This window comes from Actinomadura sp. WMMB 499 (genome assembly GCF_008824145.1).
In the GTDB taxonomy this organism is placed as follows: domain Bacteria; phylum Actinomycetota; class Actinomycetes; order Streptosporangiales; family Streptosporangiaceae; genus Spirillospora.
The window spans coordinates 3,446,916-3,467,174 of record NZ_CP044407.1 but is presented as its reverse complement, the minus strand read 5'-3'; the positions used below and the strand labels follow the sequence as shown (position 1 = coordinate 3,467,174).

The following is a 20,259-nucleotide window of genomic DNA, read 5'->3' as shown; positions in this document are numbered from 1 at the left end:
ATATGCCCGAGGTGCCCGGCGTCTTCCCGCTCGACGAGTTCCCGATCCACCAGATCCCCGCCCCCATCGAGTGGGTCGGCAGCGACCGGAACTTCTACGACCGGTCGTACTGGAACGCCCACGACCGCACCGGCGACCTCATGCTGATCACCGGGATCGGCTATTACCCGAACCTCGGCACCAAGGACGCGTTCTTCCTCCTTCGCCGCGGCGACCAGCAGACGGCGCTGCACTTCGGTGACAGGCTGGACAGTGACCGGCTCAACCAGCACTGCGGCAACTACCGGATCGAGGTCATCGAGCCGCTGAAGACGTCACGGCTGATCATCGAGGAGACCGAGGGCATCTCTCTCGACATGACCTGGCGTGGGCTCTTCCCCGCGATCCCCGAGCAGCGGCACGTCATGCGCGCCGGCGGTCACCGGGCGACGCTCGACGCCCAGCGCTTCGCCCAGGTCGGCTCCTGGGAGGGCAGCCTGATGGTCGACGGCCGGGAGTACGACATCACCCCGGACACCTGGCGCGGCACCCGGGACCGCTCCTGGGGCATCCGGCCGGTCGGCGAGAGCGAGCCGGCAGGCGCGCCCGGGGAACCGCCCTTCGACGGAATGTGGTGGCTCTACGCCCCCATCGCCTTCGACGGCTTCGCGATGATCATCATCCTCCAGGAGGAGCCCGACGGGAACCGCATCCTCAACGACTGCCACCGTGTCTGGCCGGACGGACGGACCGAGCAGCTCGGCTGGCCACTCGTCACCACGAACTATCGAACCGGGACTCGCACACCGCTGACCGGCACCATCGGTTTTCGCACCCCTGACGGAACCGACGTCGTCGTCGAACTCGAATCACTTCTGCCTCTCGCCATCCACGTCGGCGGCGGATACGGCGGCGACTCCGACTGGGCGCACGGCCAATGGCGGGGTGAAGGGTGGAGCGAGCGCGTCACCTACGACATGACCGACCCGCAGATCGTCGGACGCGTCCCCTTCGGCCTGACCGACAGCGTCGGACGAGCGGTCTGGCGCGAAGAAGGCAAGGCCCCGCTCGAAGGTTGGGGGCTGTACGAGCACGGCGTCATCGGGATCCACCGGCCCTCCGGATTCCACGACTGGCTCACCAACGCCCCGTGAACCGGCGGCTCCGGCGTTCTCGCGCTGGGGCTCGATATGACCGCCGGTGACCTCAGGTCAGCAGTCCGTGCTCCGGGGGAACCTCATGCCGTGTTGATCGCGGGGGCCAGCCAGCGGTCGAGGAGGGCACGGAGCCGGGCTTCGTCCTGCGCCGGCCGACTCGGATGCTGCAGCAGCGATGTCAGGAGTCGCATGATGATCTCGGCGAGCCCGTCGAGGTCGTCTTCGCCGATGCCGGCGGCCGCCCAATCGACGGGGAAGCGCTGCAGCATCTTGGCGCCGTAGGCGATGGTGTCCGCGGTGGTGGCGCCGCGACCGAAGGCGCTTGAGTCCCCGAGTTGCAGCAGCAGGCTCAGGCGTGGCTCGGTCGGGATGGTCCGCACGCAGAAGACCATGCCCTCGACCACGGCCTCCGCCGGATCGCCGATCTCCTGGAGGTGGGCGATCAGCCGATCGACGAACGACTCCGCGCCCTGGGCCGCGACCTCACCGATGATGTCGCTGATCCGGTCGAAGTGTCGGTAGACGGTCTGGCGGGTGACACCGAGCTCGTTCGCAACGTCGGACAGGGTCGTCTTGGTGACGCCGTGCCTGTCGACGCAGCGGGCGGTCGCGTCGACGATGCGCTGCCGGGCCTCGGTATCTGATGCGGGAGGCCGGCCTCCCCAGCCGTGGCGCGCCATGACCCTAGGATCGCACAGGCGCTGCGACCGATCGTTGCCTGGTCGCACGGAGCGCGACCAGAATGAACCCGGTCGCGGCGACGGTGCACAACGCGGCATACCACAGGCTGCCGGTCGGCGTCCCCTGTTCGGTGACGCCGTCGGTCGCCGCGAAGTACGCCGGCAATGCGATCAGCCACAGGACGACATGGACGCCCAGGTACAGCGCCGGATAGGTTCGCGCGAACAGCGGCGACGCCACCGGGGTCACCGTGTCGGCTCGCACCGCGCGCCAGGCGTCCACCAGCAGGAAGAGGCCGACGATCCAGACCACGGCGAGTTCGGTGCCGAGGATGGCGCGCTGGATCCCGAGCCGGTCCTCGCCGCGGAAGGCCCCGCTGGGCGCGCTCACGATGATCATCGCCAGCGGGGTCAGGGCGCCGGCGACGGCGGCACGCCGGCCGATCCGCCGTCCGGTGAGGGTGCCGCGGCCGTCCCTTTCCCCGACCAGCCGGACGACGAGGTAGGTCATGGCGCCGAAGGAGACCGAGGCGAACAAGAGCATGCTGTTCATCGGCACCGAGGCGAGCGCCGGCTGGTTGATCGCCTCGTTGTCGGTGTTCCAGGCCCACCACTTCAGCTGGGGCCCCAAGTGGTCGAAGATCTCGTAGAAGACCTGGCAGGCGAACGCGACGGCCATCGAGCCGAGCAGCGGGCCGCGCCGCGCGAAAACGCCCAGGGCCCGGACCAGCTCGTAGGAGAGCTGCGACAGCGCGGGGTAGAAGGCCACGATGTAGAGCGGCAGCCGGTCGTACATGAACTGCACGGTGAACACGTTGTGGGAGAAGATGAACCCGACGTGCTCCTCCAGGCCGAACCAGCCCGGGAAGTATAGCGGCGGCTCGATCACGGCCAGGTACACGACCGAGGCGAACCACAGCGAGATGTTGACCGGATCGCCGTCGCGCCGCCACCGCCGCCACGCGTGGACGAACGCGAACACGGCGCCGCCGATGATGAGCAGCTCAAGGACCGGCATGGTGCCGTTCTCGAGGCCGAACGGGTTGCGGAAGTCGATCACGGGGTCGGCGTCGTGGCAGGAAAAGCCGAGTCTCTCGGCGACACGCGCGGCCGCCGCGTCACAGGTGTGGTCCATTCCTTGCCTCCGGGGTCAGGCGCCGACGCGGTCGTCACCGCGGCGGGCTCCACTGGACGACGCGCGCCCCGGTCCGCGGTAGCCGGTGAAGTCGGTGCCCGGCGGGTCGCGCCGGGCGTCGAACCCGCCGGGCACCACCGTGCGGCCGATCCCCTGGCGCGCCTTGTAGCGCGCGAGGCCGAACCAGAACCTCGGGTCGGTGAGCATCTCCTTGAGCGACTTGTCGAGGTTGAACACCTGGGCGAAGGTCTTCTCGACGTAGGCGTCCTCGCGGCTGGTGGCGTTGATGGCGTTGAAGATCGGCCAGCCGAAGCGCGCGGCCAGCCTGCGCCGCCAGGGGGCGGCGACCTCGCTCCCGGTCGCGAAGTCGTAGGCCTGGTCACGCGCCATCGCGAGCATCCAGGGCACGTCGAGGGACTTCTTCTGCCGGTCGAGGAACTCGCGGAAGAAGGCCGGATCCAGCGCGTCGCCGGCGCGCAGCATCTCACCGAGGATGAGCGCCGAGCGGGCTGCGGAACTCATCCCCTGGGCGTAGAACGGGTTGAAGGCGCAGATCGAGTCACCGACACAGACCAGCCCGATCGGGGGCAGGTCGACCAGGTCGAAGCGGCGCCACTTGTTGCCGGTCGAACGAGTCAGATGCACTTCGGAGGTCGGTGTGCACGCACGCGCCGCCTGGCCGAAGGCCGTGGCCCTCACACGGGTCAGCGCGGCCTCGAACGCGTCGGTCTTGCGCGGCATCTGGATGCCCCACGACCCCATGCACACGATGGCGCGGTCACCCTCGATCGGGAAGAAGTTGCTGAGGAACTCGTGCTCCTCGGGGTGGTCGCCGGTGTCCTGAGTCGGAGTGATGACCAGGTGCTTCCACCACCACGATTCGGGGCGGCGGCCGACGGGAGGCAGGTCGTACCACCGGGAGATGTAGGTGACTTTGGCGTCGAGGGTCTTTTCCGGTGGCACGGCCCAGCCGGCCGCGCCGAGCCAGTCGATGACCGAGGAGCCGCGCCCCAGCGCGTCGATGACCAGGTCGGCGGCCAGGTAGCCCTCGTCGCCGTGGGCGGTGCGGTATTCGACGCCCTCGACGCGCCCGTGCGTGGTGCCGCCCCCGGTGGACCGCAGGCCGGTGACGGTCACGCCCTCCCGGATCTCGATGGCCGGCAGATCACGAACCTTGTCGCGCAGGACCCGTTCTATGAGCACCCGGGAGCTGTAGACCATCGTCATCGATCCGGACTTGCGGGGGGCCCAGCCGTCGTTCTCGCAGTAGGCCGCGTCCATCGACGGCATCAGATGCATCCCGCCGCCGGCGATCAGCGCCTCCTCGAACCCGGGGAAGATCTCGCCGATCGCGCGGCGGCCGGAATTGAGAAGGAAGTGCGGATGCTTGCTCTGCGGCACCCCCCGGCGGTGCTCGGCACCGGGCGGAAGCTCATCCCGCTCCAGGACGACCACCTCGTCGAAGTGTTCCGCGAGCACTCCGGCAGAGCACAGGCCCGCCACGCTGCCGCCGAGTACCACGGCCGTCCTGTTCCGCATCCGTACCCGCCACCCTTCATTCATACACGTGATGGGTGAATGTATGGTTCGAAGGTTGGCCGAGTCAACCCCCGGCCCGCTTCCAGGAACGCCTCGCAGACTCCGTGAGTCCCGTTGGCCTCGGCTTTTCACCGGACGGCAGGTTGAGAGTGACCGTTCAGTACTCCAGCCGCGCTCATTGATCGATGAGTCGTCGCTGCCGCCGGCAGGGGCATCTTCGGACGCGGGCTTGGCGGCGGCGTTGCCACGGCCGGCAGGTGTCCCGCCGGGCCGCGTTCCTGGAACGGATGTGGAAGGGGCGCTGAGCCGGCGACGTGCGCCAACGGGTCCGTGCGTCCCGCCGGGTCGTCAGGCGGGCTCGCCGGCGCCGTAGCGGGCGCGCAGGAGGCGCTTGTAGAGCTTGCCGTTGGGGTCGCGGGGCAGTTCGTCGACGAAGTCGACCGTCCGCGGGCACTTGTACGTGGCCAGTTCCTCGCGGCAGTGCGCGAGGATCCCGGCCGCCAGTTCGGGGCTCGCGGCCGTGCCGCGGGCGAGTTCGACGACCGCCTTGACCGCCTCGCCCATCTCCTCGTCCGGCACGCCGATGACCGCGGCGTCCGCGACGGCCGGATGGCCGACCAGGACGTTCTCGGCCTCCTGCGGGTAGATGTTGACCCCGCCGGAGATGATCATGTGGGCGCGGCGGTCGGTGAGGTAGAGGTAGCCGTCCCGGTCCAGGTAGCCGATGTCACCGAGCGTCCGCCAGCCACGGTCGTTGGCCGCCGCCGCCGTCTTCTCGGGGTCGTTGTGGTACTCGAACGGGCGGCCGCCCGCGAAGTACACGACACCGGGCTCGCCCGGCGGCAGCTCCCGGCCGTCCTCGCCGACGATGTGGCACTCCTGCGCGGGCCGGCCCACCGATCCGGGGTGGGCGAGCCACTCCTCGGGCGTGATGGCGGTGTGCCCCACGTCCTCGGTGCCCGAGTAGTACTCGTGGATGATCGGCCCCCACCACTCCAGCATCCGCCGCTTCACCGGTACCGGGCACGGCGCCGCGCCGTGCGTGACGGTGACCAGGCTCGACAGGTCGAAGCCCGCGCGTTCCTCCTCCGGCAGCCGCAGCATCCGGATGAACATCGTCGGGACGAACTGGGCGTGCGTCACCCGGTGGCGCTCGATCAGGCGCAGGCACCGCAGCGCGTCGAACCGCTCCATCACCACGACCGTCGCGCCGAGCCGGTGCAGCGACATCGAGAACACCAGCGGCGCCCCGTGGTACAGCGGCGCGGGGGAGAGGTAGACCGTCCCGGGACCGCCGCCCTGCGCCACGAGCCCCCGCGCGATCTGGACGGGAGCCGACTCCGGGTCGCCCAGCGGCGTCCGCGGCAGGGGCTTGCGCACGCCCTTCGGTTTCCCGGTCGTGCCCGACGAGTACAGCATCTCCCGTCCCTCGCACTCGTCCGGGAGCGGGTCCGCCGGTTCGGTGCCGAGCAGGTCGGCGTAGCGGTCGAACCCCGCGAGCCCGCCCGCGGCCGTGACGCGCACCGGGACGCGCGACAGGTCCAGCCCCGCGACCACGTCCGCCATCGCCTCGCTGGTCACCAGTGCCGCGGCGCCGCAGTCGTCCAGGACGTACTGCACCTCACCGGCACGCAGGTGGTTGTTGATCGCGGTGTAGTACAGCCCCGACCGCTGCGCCGCCCACGCGACCTCCAGGAACGCCCGGCAGTTCTCCATCAGGATCGCGATGTGGTCGCCCGGCCGGAGGCCGCGCGAGCGCAGCACCCGGGCGAAACGGACCGACCGCTCCTCCAGTTGGGCATAGGTGACGGTCTCGCCGCTCGTCCCCATGATGATCGCGGGAGTGTCCGGAGCGGCCTCCGCGTGCCAGGACGGGGTCATGGGCGCGCTCGTCCCCGCGGCACCGCCGCCGCGCTCCTCCCGACGCACGCTCATGCACCCTCCCACCCTCATCGAAGAATCACCTTCTCGATAAGTGGGAGGGTATTTTCGACATGGGACGGGTGCAATGGCGCGAGAGTGCACGGACCAATACCGGACGGAAGTTCGGCGCCCGCAACGTTCACCAGCCGATACTCGGCCCGTCCGGACGGGGCGGAGCGGTCGGCGGTCTTGCGTGATCCGCGCGTCGTCGCTCCGGGGCAGGTACGGGGGCGGTCAGTTCTTCCTGGCGTCCCACGGTCCGGCGCCGAAGGTGCGCAGCAGGACGACCAAGGCGGCTCCCAGCCGCCAGTCCAGTCCGGGCGCGTGCAGATGCAGCTTGTCGCCTCTGGATCTGAACTCCAGCGAGATCCGCCCGCCCGCGCGCCACCTGATGCGCCGGGGGCCGCGCGCGACACCGCCCTCGTTGCCGGGGACGCTGTCGAAAATGGTGAACACGAGGATGAGCACCTGTAGGGGCAACAGGAGCCACCACAGGAACCACCACATGATCCGGCCCTTGAAGCCCACCGCCTCGGGACCACCGGGCTGGGCCACGGTCCAGCGGGTGCGCAGGCCCCTGCCACGGAGTGCCTTCTCGCGCACGAGCGTGCCGATGGGCTCGCCGTGCGCACCGAGCACCTGGAACGTCGCGACACCGCCGGTGGCCGACCGGGTCACCAGAGTGGCCACCCGCTCCCGGCGGTGCTCGTCGGCCCACAGGACGAAGGAGCGGGCGCCGCTGCCGCGGGCCGCGAGGTATGCGGAGACGCCGCCCGGCGGCAGCTCGCGCTCCACGTACGCGATCGTCCGGGCCGTTCCTGATCCGTCGGAGAACTCGACCAGGTCCTTGACCGGTTCCGGAGGGCCGGGGTGGACTCTTGCCCGGGAGACTCTCATGGTCAGTACATCGCTCACCCGACGTGCTCCTTCATCTTGGGCAGGCGCGGCTTCAGTCGCGCCCACTCCGCGTGTGTCAGCCCCACGGAGGGCGATTCACCGGTCGGTCCGTTACGTGGCCCGCGCTCGCCGGGCAGGTCTTCGAGGCCGTAGCGGTCGCGGATCTTCCCGCCGGGCCGGCTCCCGTTGAAGCCCGCGCCTCCAGGCCTACGGCGATGGTGATTTCCTGCTCACGCAGTCGACGTGCGCGAGGTCAGGCTCCATGAGCGCGACCGCGCCCTTCTTCCGCCGGTCGCCGAACGAGATGTGCACGTGAGATCCGCGGGGACCACGCCGACGCCGACTAGCAGGACCGCTCCACGTACGACCCGGGAAACATCACTGCATGTGACAAGTCATGCTCCTTCGGGCAAATGGGCGCTTCTGTGGGACGACTGTAGCCCCGTCCCGGGACCGACGCACCGTCAGCCACCCACCAGGGCCGCCGCTAGAGCCCTGGCGCTCGATCTGACACGGAGCTTCCTCAAGCCCCAGGTCGTGGGCGCACGCCGACGACGCCCGCCCGCCGGCGACGTTGACGACCCGCGACTTCCAAGCGCGCGCCGCAGCTCACCGGTCGGTCGCCGCTCAAGGGCCGGCGCACGGACCGACCAGTGGAGCAGCCGATATCGGCTGCTCCACTGGTCCCCGGATCCGGATTCGAGAGGTGCGTGGAGGGTCCCGCCTGGAACCGGGAGGCCGGGGTTCGCGGGTGGGCCGCTCACGGGGTGGGGGCGGCCAGACTCCGATCAAGGAGTACGTGCCCGTGCCGTCCTGCCTGCCGCTGGACCACCGGTCGGGGACTACGTCCAGGCGGGGTCACGGCCGGTCAGGCCGAGGATGCGGTCCAAGGCAGGGGCGTCGGCCGGCACCGCGACCTCCGGTCCGTACATGCCCATCTCCCGCCCCTGCTCCACACCCGCCGACACCGTGTCCTGCAGATGCGCCAGCAGGTCGGCGGGCAGTTCCAGCCGCTGCCCGGTCGCGACCGCCAGGTCCCAGCCGTGCAGGACCAGCTCGCCGACGATCATGTCGCCCAGGACGGGCGCGGGCAGCGGGTGCGGCGTGCCCATGCTCGTCTCGCCCTCCCAGGCGTTCGGCGGCGCCCACGACGACGTGATGTCGTCCAGCACGGCGAGCAGGCGGCCGCGCCAGTCGCCGGCCGCCAGCTCTACATCGGACTCGGTGCCCGCCGGCTGCGGGACGGACTCCTTACGGCCGCCGCCGGCGAGCGACGGGCCCCAGAACAGGAGGTGGTTGACCAGTGCCCGCACGTTGTACTCCGTGCACGGAGTCTTGTTGTCGAGCTGGTCGTCGGTGATGGCGCGGGCGACTGCGGCCATGGCCTCGGCGGCGTTGGACAGATGTGACATGGCGGCGACGCTAGGCGGTCCGCGCCGGAGAGGTATTGAACAAAGGCGACATAAACTCTGCCGTGTGGAGCGGGACGTTCGTGAGCTGCGGGGTGCGTGGACCAGGTACCAGCGCCACACCTTCCACAGCCCCTCGCCGGCGCTCGCACCATGGGTGGAGCGGTACTGGGAGGCTCGCTGGGACTACGCCGAGCCCTACCGGCAGAAGATCGTGCCGTACCCGAACGTGCACCTGTCGTTCGGCGGCGGCCGCGCGGACGTCAGCGGCGTGTGCAGCGGCTACCAGATCAAGGTTCTCGAGGGCCGCGACCATGTTTTCGGCGTCGCGTTCCGACCGGGTTGCTTCCGCCCGTTCCTCGGCGCCTCCGTCGCGACGATCACCGACCGCGTCGTCCCGGCGACCGAGGTGTTCGGCCCGGATCTGCCCACCACGCTCGACGTGCCGACCGCGGACGCGCTCCTGCTGAGACACCTGCCGGACGACGACCCCCGGGTGCGCCAGGCGGTGGCCTCGGTCGAGCTGATCGCCAAGGACAAGACCGTGACCAGGGTCGAGCGCCTCGCCGGCGAGCTGGGGCTGAGCATGCGGGGGCTGCAACGGCTCTTCGCGGAGTACGTCGGCATCGGACCCAAGTGGGTGATCCGCCGCTACCGCCTGCACGAGGTGACCGCACGGATGGCCGCCGGCGGGGCGATCGACTGGGCCGCGCTGGCGGCGGACCTCGGCTACGCCGACCAGGGCCACTTCATCCGCGACTTCAAGGGCATGTTCGGCGAGCAACCGACCTGGTACGCGCAGCGGTATTAGGACTCCGGGGCCGGACCGCGGCCGGCCCTTGGACGCCGGGCATCTCCGGGTCTCCGGTGGCCCACGCCGCCAGGCGGGAGCCGTCAGGGGCGGAGGATCGCTCGGCGAGCACCCGAGATCCCTACGCGGGCGTTGTGCTTCGGCCGACGTGGTTCCGGTAAGTGCCGGGCGGTGATCCGTACTGGCGTTTGAAGGCGTGGGCGAAGGTGTACTGCGAGCTGTAGCCGACCTGTCGGGCGATCGTGTCGACGGGGGCGTCGGAGGTGCGCAAGAGCCGGGCGGCGGTGGTCATCCGCCACCATGTCAGGTAGGTGAGCGGTGGTTGCCCGACCAGGTGGGTGAACCTCCGGGCGAAGGCGGCACGGGACAGGCGTGCCCGCGCGCCCAGCTCCTCGACGGTCCATTGCCGGCCGGGATCTTCGTGGACGGCGCGCAGGGCGGCGGCGACGGCGGGGTCGTGCAGGGCCGCCGCCCAGCCGGTGGCGGCGTGGCCGGAGACGCGCTGTTCTTCGAACCACGCGCGCAGGATGTAGAGCAGGAGGAGATCCAGCAGGGTGAGCAGGATGGTGTCGGAGCCCGGGCGGGCGTTACCGGCCAGTTCCACGCCGAGGAGCTCGACCGCGGCGCGCAGTTCGCTGTGCCGCCCTACCCGCGTCGGCAGGTGGACGACCTCGGGCAGGTCGTCCAAGAGCGGATGCGGCGCGGAGCCGTCCAGGAGGTAGCCGCCGCAGAGCATGGCCACCGTCGGCGGCCGGTCGGCCGATGCTTCGGCGCCGCGGCCGTCATGGACGCCGGTGGGCATCGGGGGCGGCTCGCTCACCGGGGTGGACGGGGCGTCGGCCAGACCGTGCGCGGATCCGCGCGGCAGGAACGCCACGTCGCCCGGCCCGAGCGCGACCGGCTCACCCCGCGGCGGGAGGAGCCAGCACGTTCCCTGCAGAACGATGTGGAACCCGGCGGACGGCACCGCCGCGAACCACTGGGCGAAGGGAGCAGACCTGGTCACCCGGCCCGAGTGGGGTCGACCGGTCCGCGCCGCACTCACCACATCGGACAGAACATCCACGCAGCCAGCGTAACCATTCACGGCCTATGCGAAGACGATGCCGCAAATATATGAGCGGATCACGCATTCAAGCGTCTCCTATCGGCGCCTTACCGTGATGGCGGGCCGAGCAACCGCGCAGCCCACCATCGTGAGGAGACGACGTGAAGATCGCCGTTTATGGCGCGAATGGATACCAGGGAAGGCTCGTGCTCGCCGAAATGGCACGCCGCGGCATCGAGACGGTCCTGGCCGGACGCGATCTCGCGCGCCTGGAAGAGGCCGCCTCGGCGGTCGGCCTCCCCGGCGCGGAACGACGCGTGGCCGACACCAGCGACCACGGGGCGCTGCTGAACGCGTTCCGCGGCTGCGACGGCGTCATCAACTGCGCCGGACCTTTCACCTCGTCGGGTGAGGCCGTGGTCCGCGCCGCGATCGCCGCCGGCTGTCACTACGTCGACACCTCGGGCGAGCAGCTCTACGTCAAGAAGATCTTCGACGCCTTCCGCACGGAGGCGCGGAACGCCGGGGTCACCGTCGTACCCGCCGCCAACGACGGCTGCGTCCCGGTGGACCTCATGGCCCACCTCCTGGCCGACCGCCTCGGATCGGTCGAAGAGATCATCACCACCCATGCGGTCGTCGGGGGCGGCGGCATGTCGCGCGGCTCGCTGCGCTCGGTGGTCGAAACGATCGACTCCATCAAGGCGGGCGGCCTGACCTACGACGACGGCGACTGGCGCCCCGGCGCGCCCGCCCGCCGCACCGCGATCACGCTGCCCGGACGGTCGGAGGCGACCCCGGTGACGCCCTTCCCCGTGTCGGAGGTGGTGACCGTTCCCCGCCACATCCGCGTCCGGCATGTCCAGGGCCTGACCGAGGCGGCGCTGGGCGACCGCCTGAACACCCCCCTCACACCGCAGATCATCGAGAACCTGCCCGAAGGACCCGATGAGGACAGCCGCCGCACCCAGCACTTCACCTACGTGATCGACGCCACCGGCACCGACGGCCGCCGCGCCCGCGGCACCGTCCAGGGCCCCGACACCTACGGCACGACCGCGGTGATCGCCGTCGAGAGCGCCCGCCGTCTCATCGCCGACCCCGCCGAGCCGGGAGTGCTCGCGCCGGCCCAGGCCTACCACCCGACCGCCTTCCTCGACTTCCTCGTCCCGCACGGGATCCGGCGCACCATCGAGGACACGGCGGCAACCTGACAACGAGCCACCTGTAACGATCGGCCGCGGTGTGATCGTCTGGCCTGATCGTCGGATCCCGATCAGGCCCAGCTCATCACCGGCCCTCGTCGGGCGCCCCGGCAGGATCGCCACCAGAGCGGGGTCCGCCCCCGGAAACGGCGCCCCGGTGATCTGCGTCCCGCTGTACGCGGCCCACGGCGTCCCGGCGTTCGCCGCCACCGCCGCCGCACCGGCGCTCGCCGTGCTGCTGCTCCTCGGCGGGCGGCCGGCTCGGCGCTCCCGCGGACGACGGGGATGCTCCAGCTCTCCCGCGCCCCACAGTTCCGCCCCGCGGTGACGGTCCGGCCCGATGGGGCACCTCGCGCAACGCCTGGTGCGGGTCGCCGCGGACGATCCGGGCGCGACGGCGACCGTTGAGGTCGGATCGGCCGTCGATCGCCCGACCTGGTGGTTTCCGGGGACGCCCGGTGGTCGGGGGAGTTCGCTGACGGAACCAAGGGCTGGTCATGCCCGTCCAAGCGCCCGGCGTGAACGTTTGACCGAGGAGGGACTTATGGCACAGCCGACGCGGGGCCGGACGGCTCGTCGAGCGGCCGCAGGGCTGCTGGTGGCGCTGTTCGCCGCGGGGTGTTCGATGAGCGTGGGCGGTTCGAAGGCGGTGAGCAAGGACGAGATCGTCGAACAGGCCACGGCGGCGCTGGGGCAGCAGATCGGCCGGGCGCCCGACGCCATCACCTGCGAGGATGATCTCAAAGCGGAGGTGGGTGCGACCGTGCGCTGCGAACTGACCGTGGACGGCAGGAAGCAGGGCATGACGGTGACCGCGACGGCGGTCGACGATGACAGGGTGAAGATGGACTTCAAGGTCGACGACGCCCCCGGCGCCGCCGGATCGACCCCGCCCGCCCCGTCCAGCCCGGCGACCGGTGCACCGGGCTCCGGTGGCGGGACGCAGACGGTGAACAGGGCGGAGGTCGCCCGCCAGGGCAAGGCCGCCCTGACGGCCCAGGTGGGCCGGGCGCCCGACGCCTTCATCTGTCGCCAGGACCTGCCGGCCCGGGTGGGCGCCACCGTTCGCTGTCAGCTGGCCGCGGACGGCAAGCAGTACGGTGTGACGGCCACCGTGACATCGGTCGCCGGCGGCAAGGCCAGGATGAACTTCAAGGTCGACGACGCCCCGAACGGCAGTTGATCTCGATCCATCATGCGGCCCGGGGCGCCCGGGGCCGGTCGGTTCGCTTCGCGCCGACCGGGGGCGGGGCCCCGTAACTCGCTGACTTGGGAAAGGTACGCCGTCGCCGCCGGGGTGCCCGGCGGCGACGGCTGCAGCGAGCCGGCTCCGAGGGGCCGCAGATCGAGCGGGACGTCCCGGTCGACGGGCGCGCGTTCGTCCTGCGGCCAGGCGGGGCCGCGGTTCCCTGGGCGGCCAGGGCTGGGGCGGCGGTGCCCAAGGCCAGAGCCGGGCCGTATGGAGTCACTAGATCGCAATGTGCATCCGGTGTGGCTTGCGTCGGCGCCCGGGGTGACGACCGGCGTCGTCCGCTGACCGTGCGGCCCCGGCCGTCCACTGGCCGGCCGCGCCGGTCCGGGATCCGCGCCCCGAACCCGCCGGTGAGATCCTCGTCCGGTCGGGACGGCCGTCCGTCCTGAGCCGTGGTGGTCGCGAGGTCGTCCCTGGTGCCGTTCGGGTAGGAAGTGCGTATGGGAAAGTCGACGGGCAAGGGGAAGCGGCTACCGCGCGGGGTGTACGAGCAAGAGCTGGTGCGCCTCCAGACCGAGCTGGTGAAGCTGCAGGAGTGGGTGCGCGTCGAGGGCGCCCGCGTCGCCGTGGTGTTCGAGGGGCGGGACGCGGCCGGCAAGGGCGGCACGATCAAACGGGTCACCGAGCACCTCAACCCGCGCGTCGCGCGGATCGTGGCGCTGCCCGCCCCGACCGACCGCGAGCGCACGCAGTGGTACTTCCAGCGGTACGTGGAGCACCTGCCCGCGGCGGGCGAGATCGTGCTGTTCGACCGCTCCTGGTACAACCGCGCCGGCGTCGAGCGCGTCATGGGATTCTGCACCGACGACGAGTACCGGCGCTTCCTGCGGCAGTGCCCGGTGTTCGAGCGGCTGCTCGTCGAGGACGGCCTCCTGCTGCGCAAGTACTGGTTCTCCGTCAGCGCCGAGGAGCAGCAGCGGCGCCTGCGCGCCCGGCTCGACGACCCGATGCGGCGCTGGAAGCTGTCGCCGATGGACCTGGAGTCGGTGACCCGCTGGGAGGACTACTCGCGCGCCAAGGACGAGATGTTCCAGCACACCGATATTTCCGAGGCGCCCTGGTACGTGGTGGAGAGCGAGGACAAGCGGCGGGCGCGCATCAACATGATCGCCCACCTGCTGTCGACCATTCCGTACCGCGAGGTGGAGCTCCCGTCGCTGCGACTGCCGTCGCGCCCGGCTCCGCAGGGGTACGAGCGTCCGCCGCGCGACACGCACGTGCCCGTCCACGACCGGTCGGCGGAGCTGACCGCCTGACCCGCACCGCGCGACGGCTGCGGGCGGGTCGGCGGGACCGGTTCGTCCGCCTCCCCGCCCCCGACGAACCGTCCGGGCCAGGCCGTGTTCCGCAGTGCCGGCGCGAGGCGGCGGGCGAAGGCGGCGGGGTGAACGGCGAAGCCGGAGTCACGCGGGCCCGGTTCCGGGCGCGGCGAGCAGGCCGGAGGCGTTCTCGACGAGCACGGCGAGGAAGGCGCCGCTCAGTCCGTCCAACCGGGTGCGCGAGTACGCGGCCAGGACCCTGGTGACGGCGGGTACGGGACGGAGGATGTGGCCTTCGTAGCCGTCCGGGACGAGGTTGGCGGGGAAGAGGGCGGGGCCGAGACCGGCGGCCGCCAGGGTGGGGGCGGACGCGGTCTGCTCCGTGCGGACCGCGGTTCTCGGCCGGAACCCGGCGTCGTGGCAGGCCCGGTCCAGGATGTCGGCCAGCCCGTTGTCCGGTCCGTAGTGGACCCATCGGCGGTCGCGCAGCGCCGCGAGCTCGACCTCGGCCGCGCCCCGGACCGCCAGCGGATCGTCCGCGGGGACGGCCACCACGAACTCCTCGGTGCCGAGCCTGTGCACCGGCCCGGTCCAGCCGGACGGTGGCGGGCCGATCGCCAGGTCCGCCTGCCCGACCGTCATGGCCTCGGCCAGCTCGTCGGCGTGCCGGTGTTCGAACAGCCGGACATCGATCCCCGGGTACCGCCGGCTCCAGGTTCGCAGCGTGGCCGGCAGCACGCCGATGCTGACCGAGTAGACGGTCGCGAGCCGCAGCTCCCCCGCGCTGAGGTCGGCCGCCTGCCGGACGGCCGACTCCGCCCGTGACGCGTCGGAGAGCGCGGCACGCGCGTGCGGCAGCATCGCGCGGCCGGCGGGGGTCAGGCCGACCGCCCGGGGCAGGCGCTCCAGAAGGGGCGCGCCGGCCGCCCGTTCCAGCGCCCGGATCTGGTGGGACAGGGCCGGCTGCGTGACGTGCAGCGCCTCGGCCGCCCGAGTGAAGGACCCCTCGTCGACGACGGTGACCAGGTACTGGAGCTGGCGCAGGCTGAACATGCACACAGTTTATCGATGCGATGAAAAATATGATTTGGACTTATGTGTGCAGGTGGAAGGAGACTCAGGGGGAACGCTCACCCACCGATCAGGAGACCTGACATGAGCCCTCTCGACGACCTTCCCTTGGCGGGCGAAGTCGTGGCGAAGGACTTCGACGGCTGGTCCGAGACCGTCCGGGAGGAGTTCGGCCGGCACGCGTTCAACGGGCACGTCGGAGGCGCGCTGCTCCGTGAGACCGGCCGGGTGAGGGTGTGGGACATCCGGCTCGCTCCGGGCGAGCGGCTGCCGGCGCATCGGCACGTCCTCGACTACTTCTGGACGGCGCTGACCGACGGCCGCGGCCGGCAGCACATCCACGACGGAACGACCAGGGAAGTCTCCTACCGCCGGGGGGAGACCCGCTCGTACGCGTTCGGTCCGGGCGCCTACCTGCTGCACGACCTGCAGAACCTCGGTGACGAGCCGCTGGCCTTCATCACCGTGGAACTGCTGGAGAGCGCGAACCGGCCGCTGCCGCTCGGCTGAAACCGAGAGGCGCCCCATGCCGGTCACCGACCGAACTCCCGCCCGGCCCCTCGCACCCCACCGGGACGGCCCGGGGGAGAGGCGTGACGCTGGATCCGCAGGCCCGCCCGCAGACGCGGCCTCGTCCGGCTGCGCGGTCGTCACGGTCGACCACCGCAGGCCGCCCGAGCTTCCCTTCCCGACTCCGCTGGGCGACTGCCCGGGGGCGATCCGCCGGATACACCGCGCCGCCGCACTGATCGAGGAGAACGCCCACGAGGCGGCCAGGTACCTCACACCCAGGAACACGAACCGATGAGAGCCGGAAGGAAAACCATGCAGACACCATCCAAGACCGCGCTGGTCGTAGGCGCCCAAGGCGTCATCGGCCGACGGCTGGTGGAACATCTGGCGGAGCTGGGCGACTGGGACGTGATCGGCCTGTCGCGCCGCGGCGGGACGGATTCCGGCCGTGTCCGCCACCTGTCGGTCGACCTGCTGGACCGCGACGACTGCGCCAAACGGCTCGGGGAGCTGACCCACGTCACCCACATCTTCTACACCGCCTACCAGGACCGGCCGACATGGGCCGAGCTGGTGCCCCCCAACCTGGCCATGCTCGTCAACGTGGTCGACGCCGTGGAGCCCATCGCGAAGGGGCTGCGCCACATCAGCCTGATGCAGGGCTACAAGGTCTATGGGGCGCACCTCGGGCCGTTCAAGACCCCGGCCCGCGAGGACGACCCGCCGCACATGCCGCCGGAGTTCAACGTCGATCAGCAGGACTTCCTGGAGAGCCGCGCGCAGGGCGCGTCCTGGACCTGGTCGGCCATCCGGCCCTCCGTGGTCTGCGGCTTCGCGCTCGGCAACCCGATGAACCTGGCCATGGTCATCGCCGTCTACGGGGCGATCTCCAAGGAGCTGCGACTGCCGCTGCGTTTCCCGGGGCTGCCCGGTGCCTACGACAAGCTTCTGGAGATGACCGATGCGGGGCTGCTCGCCCGCGCGACCGTCTGGGCCGCGACCGACGAGCACTGCGCCAACCAGGCGTTCAACATCAACAACGGCGACCTCTTCCGCTGGAACGCCCTGTGGCCCAAGATCGCCCGCTTCTTCGACCTGGAGGCGTCCGATCCCCTCCCCATGAGCTTGGAGACGGTGATGGCCGACAAGGGCCCCCTGTGGTCCTCCATGGTCGAGAGGCACGGACTGGAGCCGCACCCCTACGAGCGACTCGTCTCCTGGCCCTTCGGCGACTTCGTCTTCTCCTGGGAGTACGACATGTTCGCCGACGGCTCCAAGGCCCGCCGCTTCGGCTTCCATGAATTCATCGACACGGAGAAGATGTTCCTCGGCATCTTCACCGACCTCCGTAGCCGCCGCATCATTCCCTGACCCCGCCACGGCGGCACGTCCGTTCTTCGGCGGGCCCGAGAACGTCCGAAGACGACGTTCTGGCCGCCGGCTCCGGCTGCTGCGGGGCCTGCCCCTTCTCGGGACCGGCCCCAGCAGCCGGAGCCCGTAGGCGACTCGCGACCAGTGCTGGTCGCACCCCGTCACGCTGTGTCTTGTGTGGTCTTGGGGGGCGCTTCTGCGATGAGGGGTGCGGGGCGGAAGCCCTTGGTGATGAGCCAGATGCCCAGTGACACTTCCCAGACGATTTCCGGCGCCGTGAACAGCAGATTCACCGGAGACTGCTGATCGTAGGCGCCGAAGAGGACGGCGGTCGCGGTGGCGCAGGCGACGGGGCCTCCGATGAGCCCGATGAGCGCCATGGGGCGCGGCACCAGGCCCGACCGGTACATCAGGTAGCCGAGCAGCAGCCCGTTGCCGAAGCCCGCGCAGAAGGCGGGGCCGAGCAGGAACGTCTGATCCTTCAACACCACCAGCGACCGGCCGATCTGAGCGGCATCGGCGCCGCCCGCGCCTGCCAGATCCTGTCGCATGGTCACGACGGCGAGCACGCTGACGATCCCCATCACGATGACGGTCGATTCGAGGATTCGCAAGGCGACGTAACCGAGGGCGATGCTCTCACTCTGCCGCTTCAAGATCGGGAACAGCACGACCGCGGTCGCGATGTTCGCGACGGCGGTCAGAATCTCAAGGAAGGCTCCGACTCGTACCCGCGTGTCCGCGCCCGCTCCCAGGATGTAGTCCGCGTCATTGAGGACCGGGTCGTACAGCAACACTGCCGGGATCGAGAAGACGAAGGTGAGAACGAACCAGACCCCGGCGATCCTGGCGGTCCGCTGAACGGCGTCCACCGGAGTTTCCGGCGGCCGAGACTTGATCGTGTTCACGTGACTCTCCAAGGCTTGCACCGGCCCCGCCCGGTCGCCGGGACAGTCGTAGGGAACCACGTCGAAGGGGTGCCGCCCCCTACTCGCCGGTGGCCGGATCGAGCCGCGCCTCAGCCGTCGGGAGGGCGGTGGCAGCCGGTCGTCCGGCTTCTCGAGCCATCGCCCACCGTCCTACGGGGTCGTCTGCCGCTGCCGCCGCACCCGCCGCGTCATGACCGCTCCGGGGACGGCGACCGCGAGCAGGACCGGGATCGCGGCGGCGATCCCGACCCAGAGAACGATGGCGAGGTAACCGTAGGCGGCGTTCTCCACGTCCGCGTCCGCCTTCGCGAGGAGGACGACGCTCGCCACGAACGCGACCACCACGAAGATCGCGATGATGATCGCGAGGCAGATGAGAATCCTGGCCCATCGCCGGTAGCCGACGCTGATTCCCCCGGCTTGCGGTGGCGCGTACGCGTGGGGCCCGACGACCATATGGGCCGGGTGAGGGAATTGCTGCTGGTCGGACATGAGGTCCAGTTCTACTGTGCCCGGCCCCGCGACGCCACCCTGACCGCTGCTGCGCGGTGGCTCGGACCACAAGGACGGTCCGCCCCGCTGGCGGCCACTGGAGGACGCCGACCTCGACGGCAGTGACTACTGGGCCGCCAAGGAGCCGACCGGGATAGAGATCGGCCGCTACAGTCACGGCGGATTCTTCGGCTGCTCCGCCGATCATCGCCACTCTGTGACCTTCTACTGCAATGACCGACGGCCCCGCTTTGCCGTCCATCCTCGAGGCGGCGCTCGGTGACCGCCGGGTGCGGAGCCGATAAAATGCGGCGGTGGGGCCGATGACGTATTACTTCGACCAGTTCGCCCTGAACGTCGGCCTCGGTCAACTCCGCCACGACCGTGGGTCGATCCGCATCGAGCCCCGGGCTTTCGCGTTGCTCTGCTACCTGGTGGAACATCGCGACCGGGTGGTCTCGAAAAGGGAACTGCTCGACACGGTGTGGAAGGGGGAGGCCGTCACCGAGGCGGTCCTCACCACCGGACTGCGCACTGTCCGCCGGGCGATCGGAGACACCGGCCGCGAGCAGCGGTTCATCCGGACCGTGCACCGGCGCGGCTACCAGTTCGTGGCCCCGACCACGGAGGCGACGACCACGGTGGCCCCGGCCGGCGCACCGGACACCGCGGCCGCGGTCGACGGCGCCGGGGCCCGCGACGTCATCCGGTTCTGCCGGACGGCGGACGGCGCGCGCATCGCGTGGGCCGCCACGGGCGCCGGGCCGCCCCTGGTCAGGACCGCCAACTGGCTGAGCCGGCTGGACCTGGAACGGGCGGCCCCCATGTTCACCCACTGGTTCGAGGGGCTGACCCGCGGCCGGCGACTGATCCGCTACGACGAGCGGGGCTACGGTCTGTCCGACTGGACGACGGGTTTCACGCTGGACGAGTGGATCGGGGACCTCGACGCCGTGGCCGACGCGGCGGGTCTCGATCGCTTCCCGCTGCTCGGCGTCGCCCAGGGCGGTCCCCTGGCGGTGGCCTACGCCGCGCGCCGTCCCGAACGGGTCAGCCGGCTGATCCTGAACGCGGCCTACACCCGCGGCCGGCTGGCCCGGGCCCGCGACGCCGCCGAGCGCGACGAGGCGGCCCTCGACCTCAAGATCACCCTGGCCGGGTGGAACGCCCGGAACCGCAGCTACCTGAGGTTCTTCGGCGCCCAGTTCTTCGCCGGCGGCCCGCCGCGGCGCTGGGACGAGTTCACCGGTCACCAGCGCCTGGCGACCTCGGCGGCCAACGGGGCCCGGTTCCTGGAGGAGCAGACCCGCATCGACGTCTCCGGCCTCGCGCCCCGCGTCTCGTGCCCGACACTGATCGTGCATTCCCGAGATGACCCGCGGGTGCCCGTCTCGCAGGCGACGGAACTGGCCGGACTCGTCCCCGACAGCCGGCTGGTCCTGCTCGACGGCCGCAACCACCTGCTCACCGCCGACGAGCCGGCCTGGCCCCGGTTCCTGGACGAACTGCACGCATTCCTGGCCGAGGACGAACCGGGCCGTGGTTGAGCCGGACGGGCACCACAGTTCCCGCCGAGCAGGGGCGGGACC

At 70.9% G+C, this 20,259-nt stretch carries 18 protein-coding genes; 8 read left to right on the top strand and 10 right to left on the bottom strand.

Going from position 1 to position 20,259, the window contains the following annotated elements:
* Positions 1–2 precede the first annotated feature (2 nt).
* Positions 3–1,133: a hypothetical protein gene (locus tag F7P10_RS15030; protein WP_151009911.1), complete on the top strand. Its 1,131-nt coding sequence runs from the start codon at positions 3–5 to the stop codon at positions 1,131–1,133.
* Positions 1,134–1,216: 83 nt separating this feature from the next.
* On the opposite strand, the gene F7P10_RS15025 is transcribed toward F7P10_RS15030, so the two are convergent.
* From F7P10_RS15025 to F7P10_RS15000, 6 genes are all read right to left on the bottom strand, one after another.
* A complete protein-coding gene (locus F7P10_RS15025) occupies positions 1,217–1,816 on the bottom strand; it encodes a TetR/AcrR family transcriptional regulator (RefSeq protein ID WP_151009910.1) in 600 nt (199 codons plus the stop codon).
* A gap of 4 nt (positions 1,817–1,820) precedes the next feature.
* Entirely contained in the window at positions 1,821–2,951 is a 1,131-nt protein-coding gene (locus F7P10_RS15020; RefSeq protein ID WP_151009909.1) for a hypothetical protein, read from the bottom strand.
* 15 nt (positions 2,952–2,966) lie between these two features.
* Positions 2,967–4,490, bottom strand: a complete 1,524-nt coding sequence (locus F7P10_RS15015; RefSeq protein WP_218040518.1) for an NAD(P)/FAD-dependent oxidoreductase — start codon at positions 4,488–4,490, stop codon at positions 2,967–2,969.
* A gap of 348 nt (positions 4,491–4,838) precedes the next feature.
* Positions 4,839–6,425, bottom strand: coding sequence for an acyl-CoA synthetase (locus F7P10_RS15010; protein ID WP_254716611.1), 1,587 nt, complete (start codon positions 6,423–6,425; stop codon positions 4,839–4,841).
* A 222-nt stretch (positions 6,426–6,647) separates the two neighbouring features.
* Positions 6,648–7,328: a hypothetical protein gene (locus F7P10_RS15005; RefSeq protein WP_218040517.1), complete on the bottom strand. Its 681-nt coding sequence runs from the start codon at positions 7,326–7,328 to the stop codon at positions 6,648–6,650.
* Between the two features lie 824 nt (positions 7,329–8,152).
* Entirely contained in the window at positions 8,153–8,722 is a 570-nt protein-coding gene (locus F7P10_RS15000; protein WP_151009908.1) for a TIGR03086 family metal-binding protein, read from the bottom strand.
* 64 nt (positions 8,723–8,786) lie between these two features.
* Here F7P10_RS15000 and F7P10_RS14995 point away from each other — a divergent pair, with 64 nt between their 5' ends.
* Positions 8,787–9,530, top strand: coding sequence for a helix-turn-helix domain-containing protein (locus F7P10_RS14995; RefSeq protein WP_218040516.1), 744 nt, complete (start codon positions 8,787–8,789; stop codon positions 9,528–9,530).
* 121 nt (positions 9,531–9,651) lie between these two features.
* On the opposite strand, the gene F7P10_RS14990 is transcribed toward F7P10_RS14995, so the two are convergent.
* On the bottom strand, positions 9,652–10,536 hold the full coding sequence (locus tag F7P10_RS14990) for an AraC family transcriptional regulator (protein ID WP_254716610.1): 885 nt from the start codon (positions 10,534–10,536) through the stop codon (positions 9,652–9,654).
* 203 nt (positions 10,537–10,739) lie between these two features.
* Between F7P10_RS14990 and F7P10_RS14985 the strand changes: the two genes are divergently transcribed.
* The 3 genes from F7P10_RS14985 to ppk2 all read left to right on the top strand — a co-directional run bounded on the left by F7P10_RS14985 (position 10,740) and on the right by ppk2 (position 14,291).
* Complete coding sequence (locus F7P10_RS14985; protein WP_151009906.1) at positions 10,740–11,792, top strand: trans-acting enoyl reductase family protein; 1,053 nt, start codon at positions 10,740–10,742, stop codon at positions 11,790–11,792.
* 535 nt (positions 11,793–12,327) lie between these two features.
* Positions 12,328–12,966 carry a DUF4333 domain-containing protein gene (locus F7P10_RS44335; RefSeq protein ID WP_151009905.1) on the top strand — a complete coding sequence of 213 codons (639 nt, stop codon included), beginning with the start codon at positions 12,328–12,330 and terminating at the stop codon, positions 12,964–12,966.
* A gap of 509 nt (positions 12,967–13,475) precedes the next feature.
* Entirely contained in the window at positions 13,476–14,291 is an 816-nt protein-coding gene (gene ppk2, locus F7P10_RS14975) for a polyphosphate kinase 2 (RefSeq protein WP_151009904.1), read from the top strand.
* Between the two features lie 147 nt (positions 14,292–14,438).
* On the opposite strand, the gene F7P10_RS14970 is transcribed toward ppk2, so the two are convergent.
* Positions 14,439–15,347: a LysR family transcriptional regulator gene (locus F7P10_RS14970; protein ID WP_151009903.1), complete on the bottom strand. Its 909-nt coding sequence runs from the start codon at positions 15,345–15,347 to the stop codon at positions 14,439–14,441.
* Positions 15,348–15,449: 102 nt separating this feature from the next.
* On the opposite strand from F7P10_RS14970, the gene F7P10_RS14965 reads away from it, so the two are divergent.
* Both F7P10_RS14965 and F7P10_RS14955 read left to right on the top strand, forming a co-directional pair.
* Complete coding sequence (locus F7P10_RS14965; RefSeq protein ID WP_151009902.1) at positions 15,450–15,875, top strand: hypothetical protein; 426 nt, start codon at positions 15,450–15,452, stop codon at positions 15,873–15,875.
* A 315-nt stretch (positions 15,876–16,190) separates the two neighbouring features.
* Positions 16,191–17,249, top strand: coding sequence for an SDR family oxidoreductase (locus F7P10_RS14955; RefSeq protein WP_218040514.1), 1,059 nt, complete (start codon positions 16,191–16,193; stop codon positions 17,247–17,249).
* A gap of 161 nt (positions 17,250–17,410) precedes the next feature.
* On the opposite strand, the gene F7P10_RS14950 is transcribed toward F7P10_RS14955, so the two are convergent.
* Entirely contained in the window at positions 17,411–18,157 is a 747-nt protein-coding gene (locus F7P10_RS14950) for a DUF4386 domain-containing protein (RefSeq protein ID WP_218040513.1), read from the bottom strand.
* 171 nt (positions 18,158–18,328) lie between these two features.
* Positions 18,329–18,634, bottom strand: coding sequence for a hypothetical protein (locus F7P10_RS14945; RefSeq protein ID WP_218040512.1), 306 nt, complete (start codon positions 18,632–18,634; stop codon positions 18,329–18,331).
* 359 nt (positions 18,635–18,993) lie between these two features.
* Between F7P10_RS14945 and F7P10_RS14940 the strand changes: the two genes are divergently transcribed.
* Entirely contained in the window at positions 18,994–20,217 is a 1,224-nt protein-coding gene (locus F7P10_RS14940; protein ID WP_151018045.1) for an alpha/beta fold hydrolase, read from the top strand.
* The last annotated feature ends 42 nt before the right edge of the window (positions 20,218–20,259 follow it).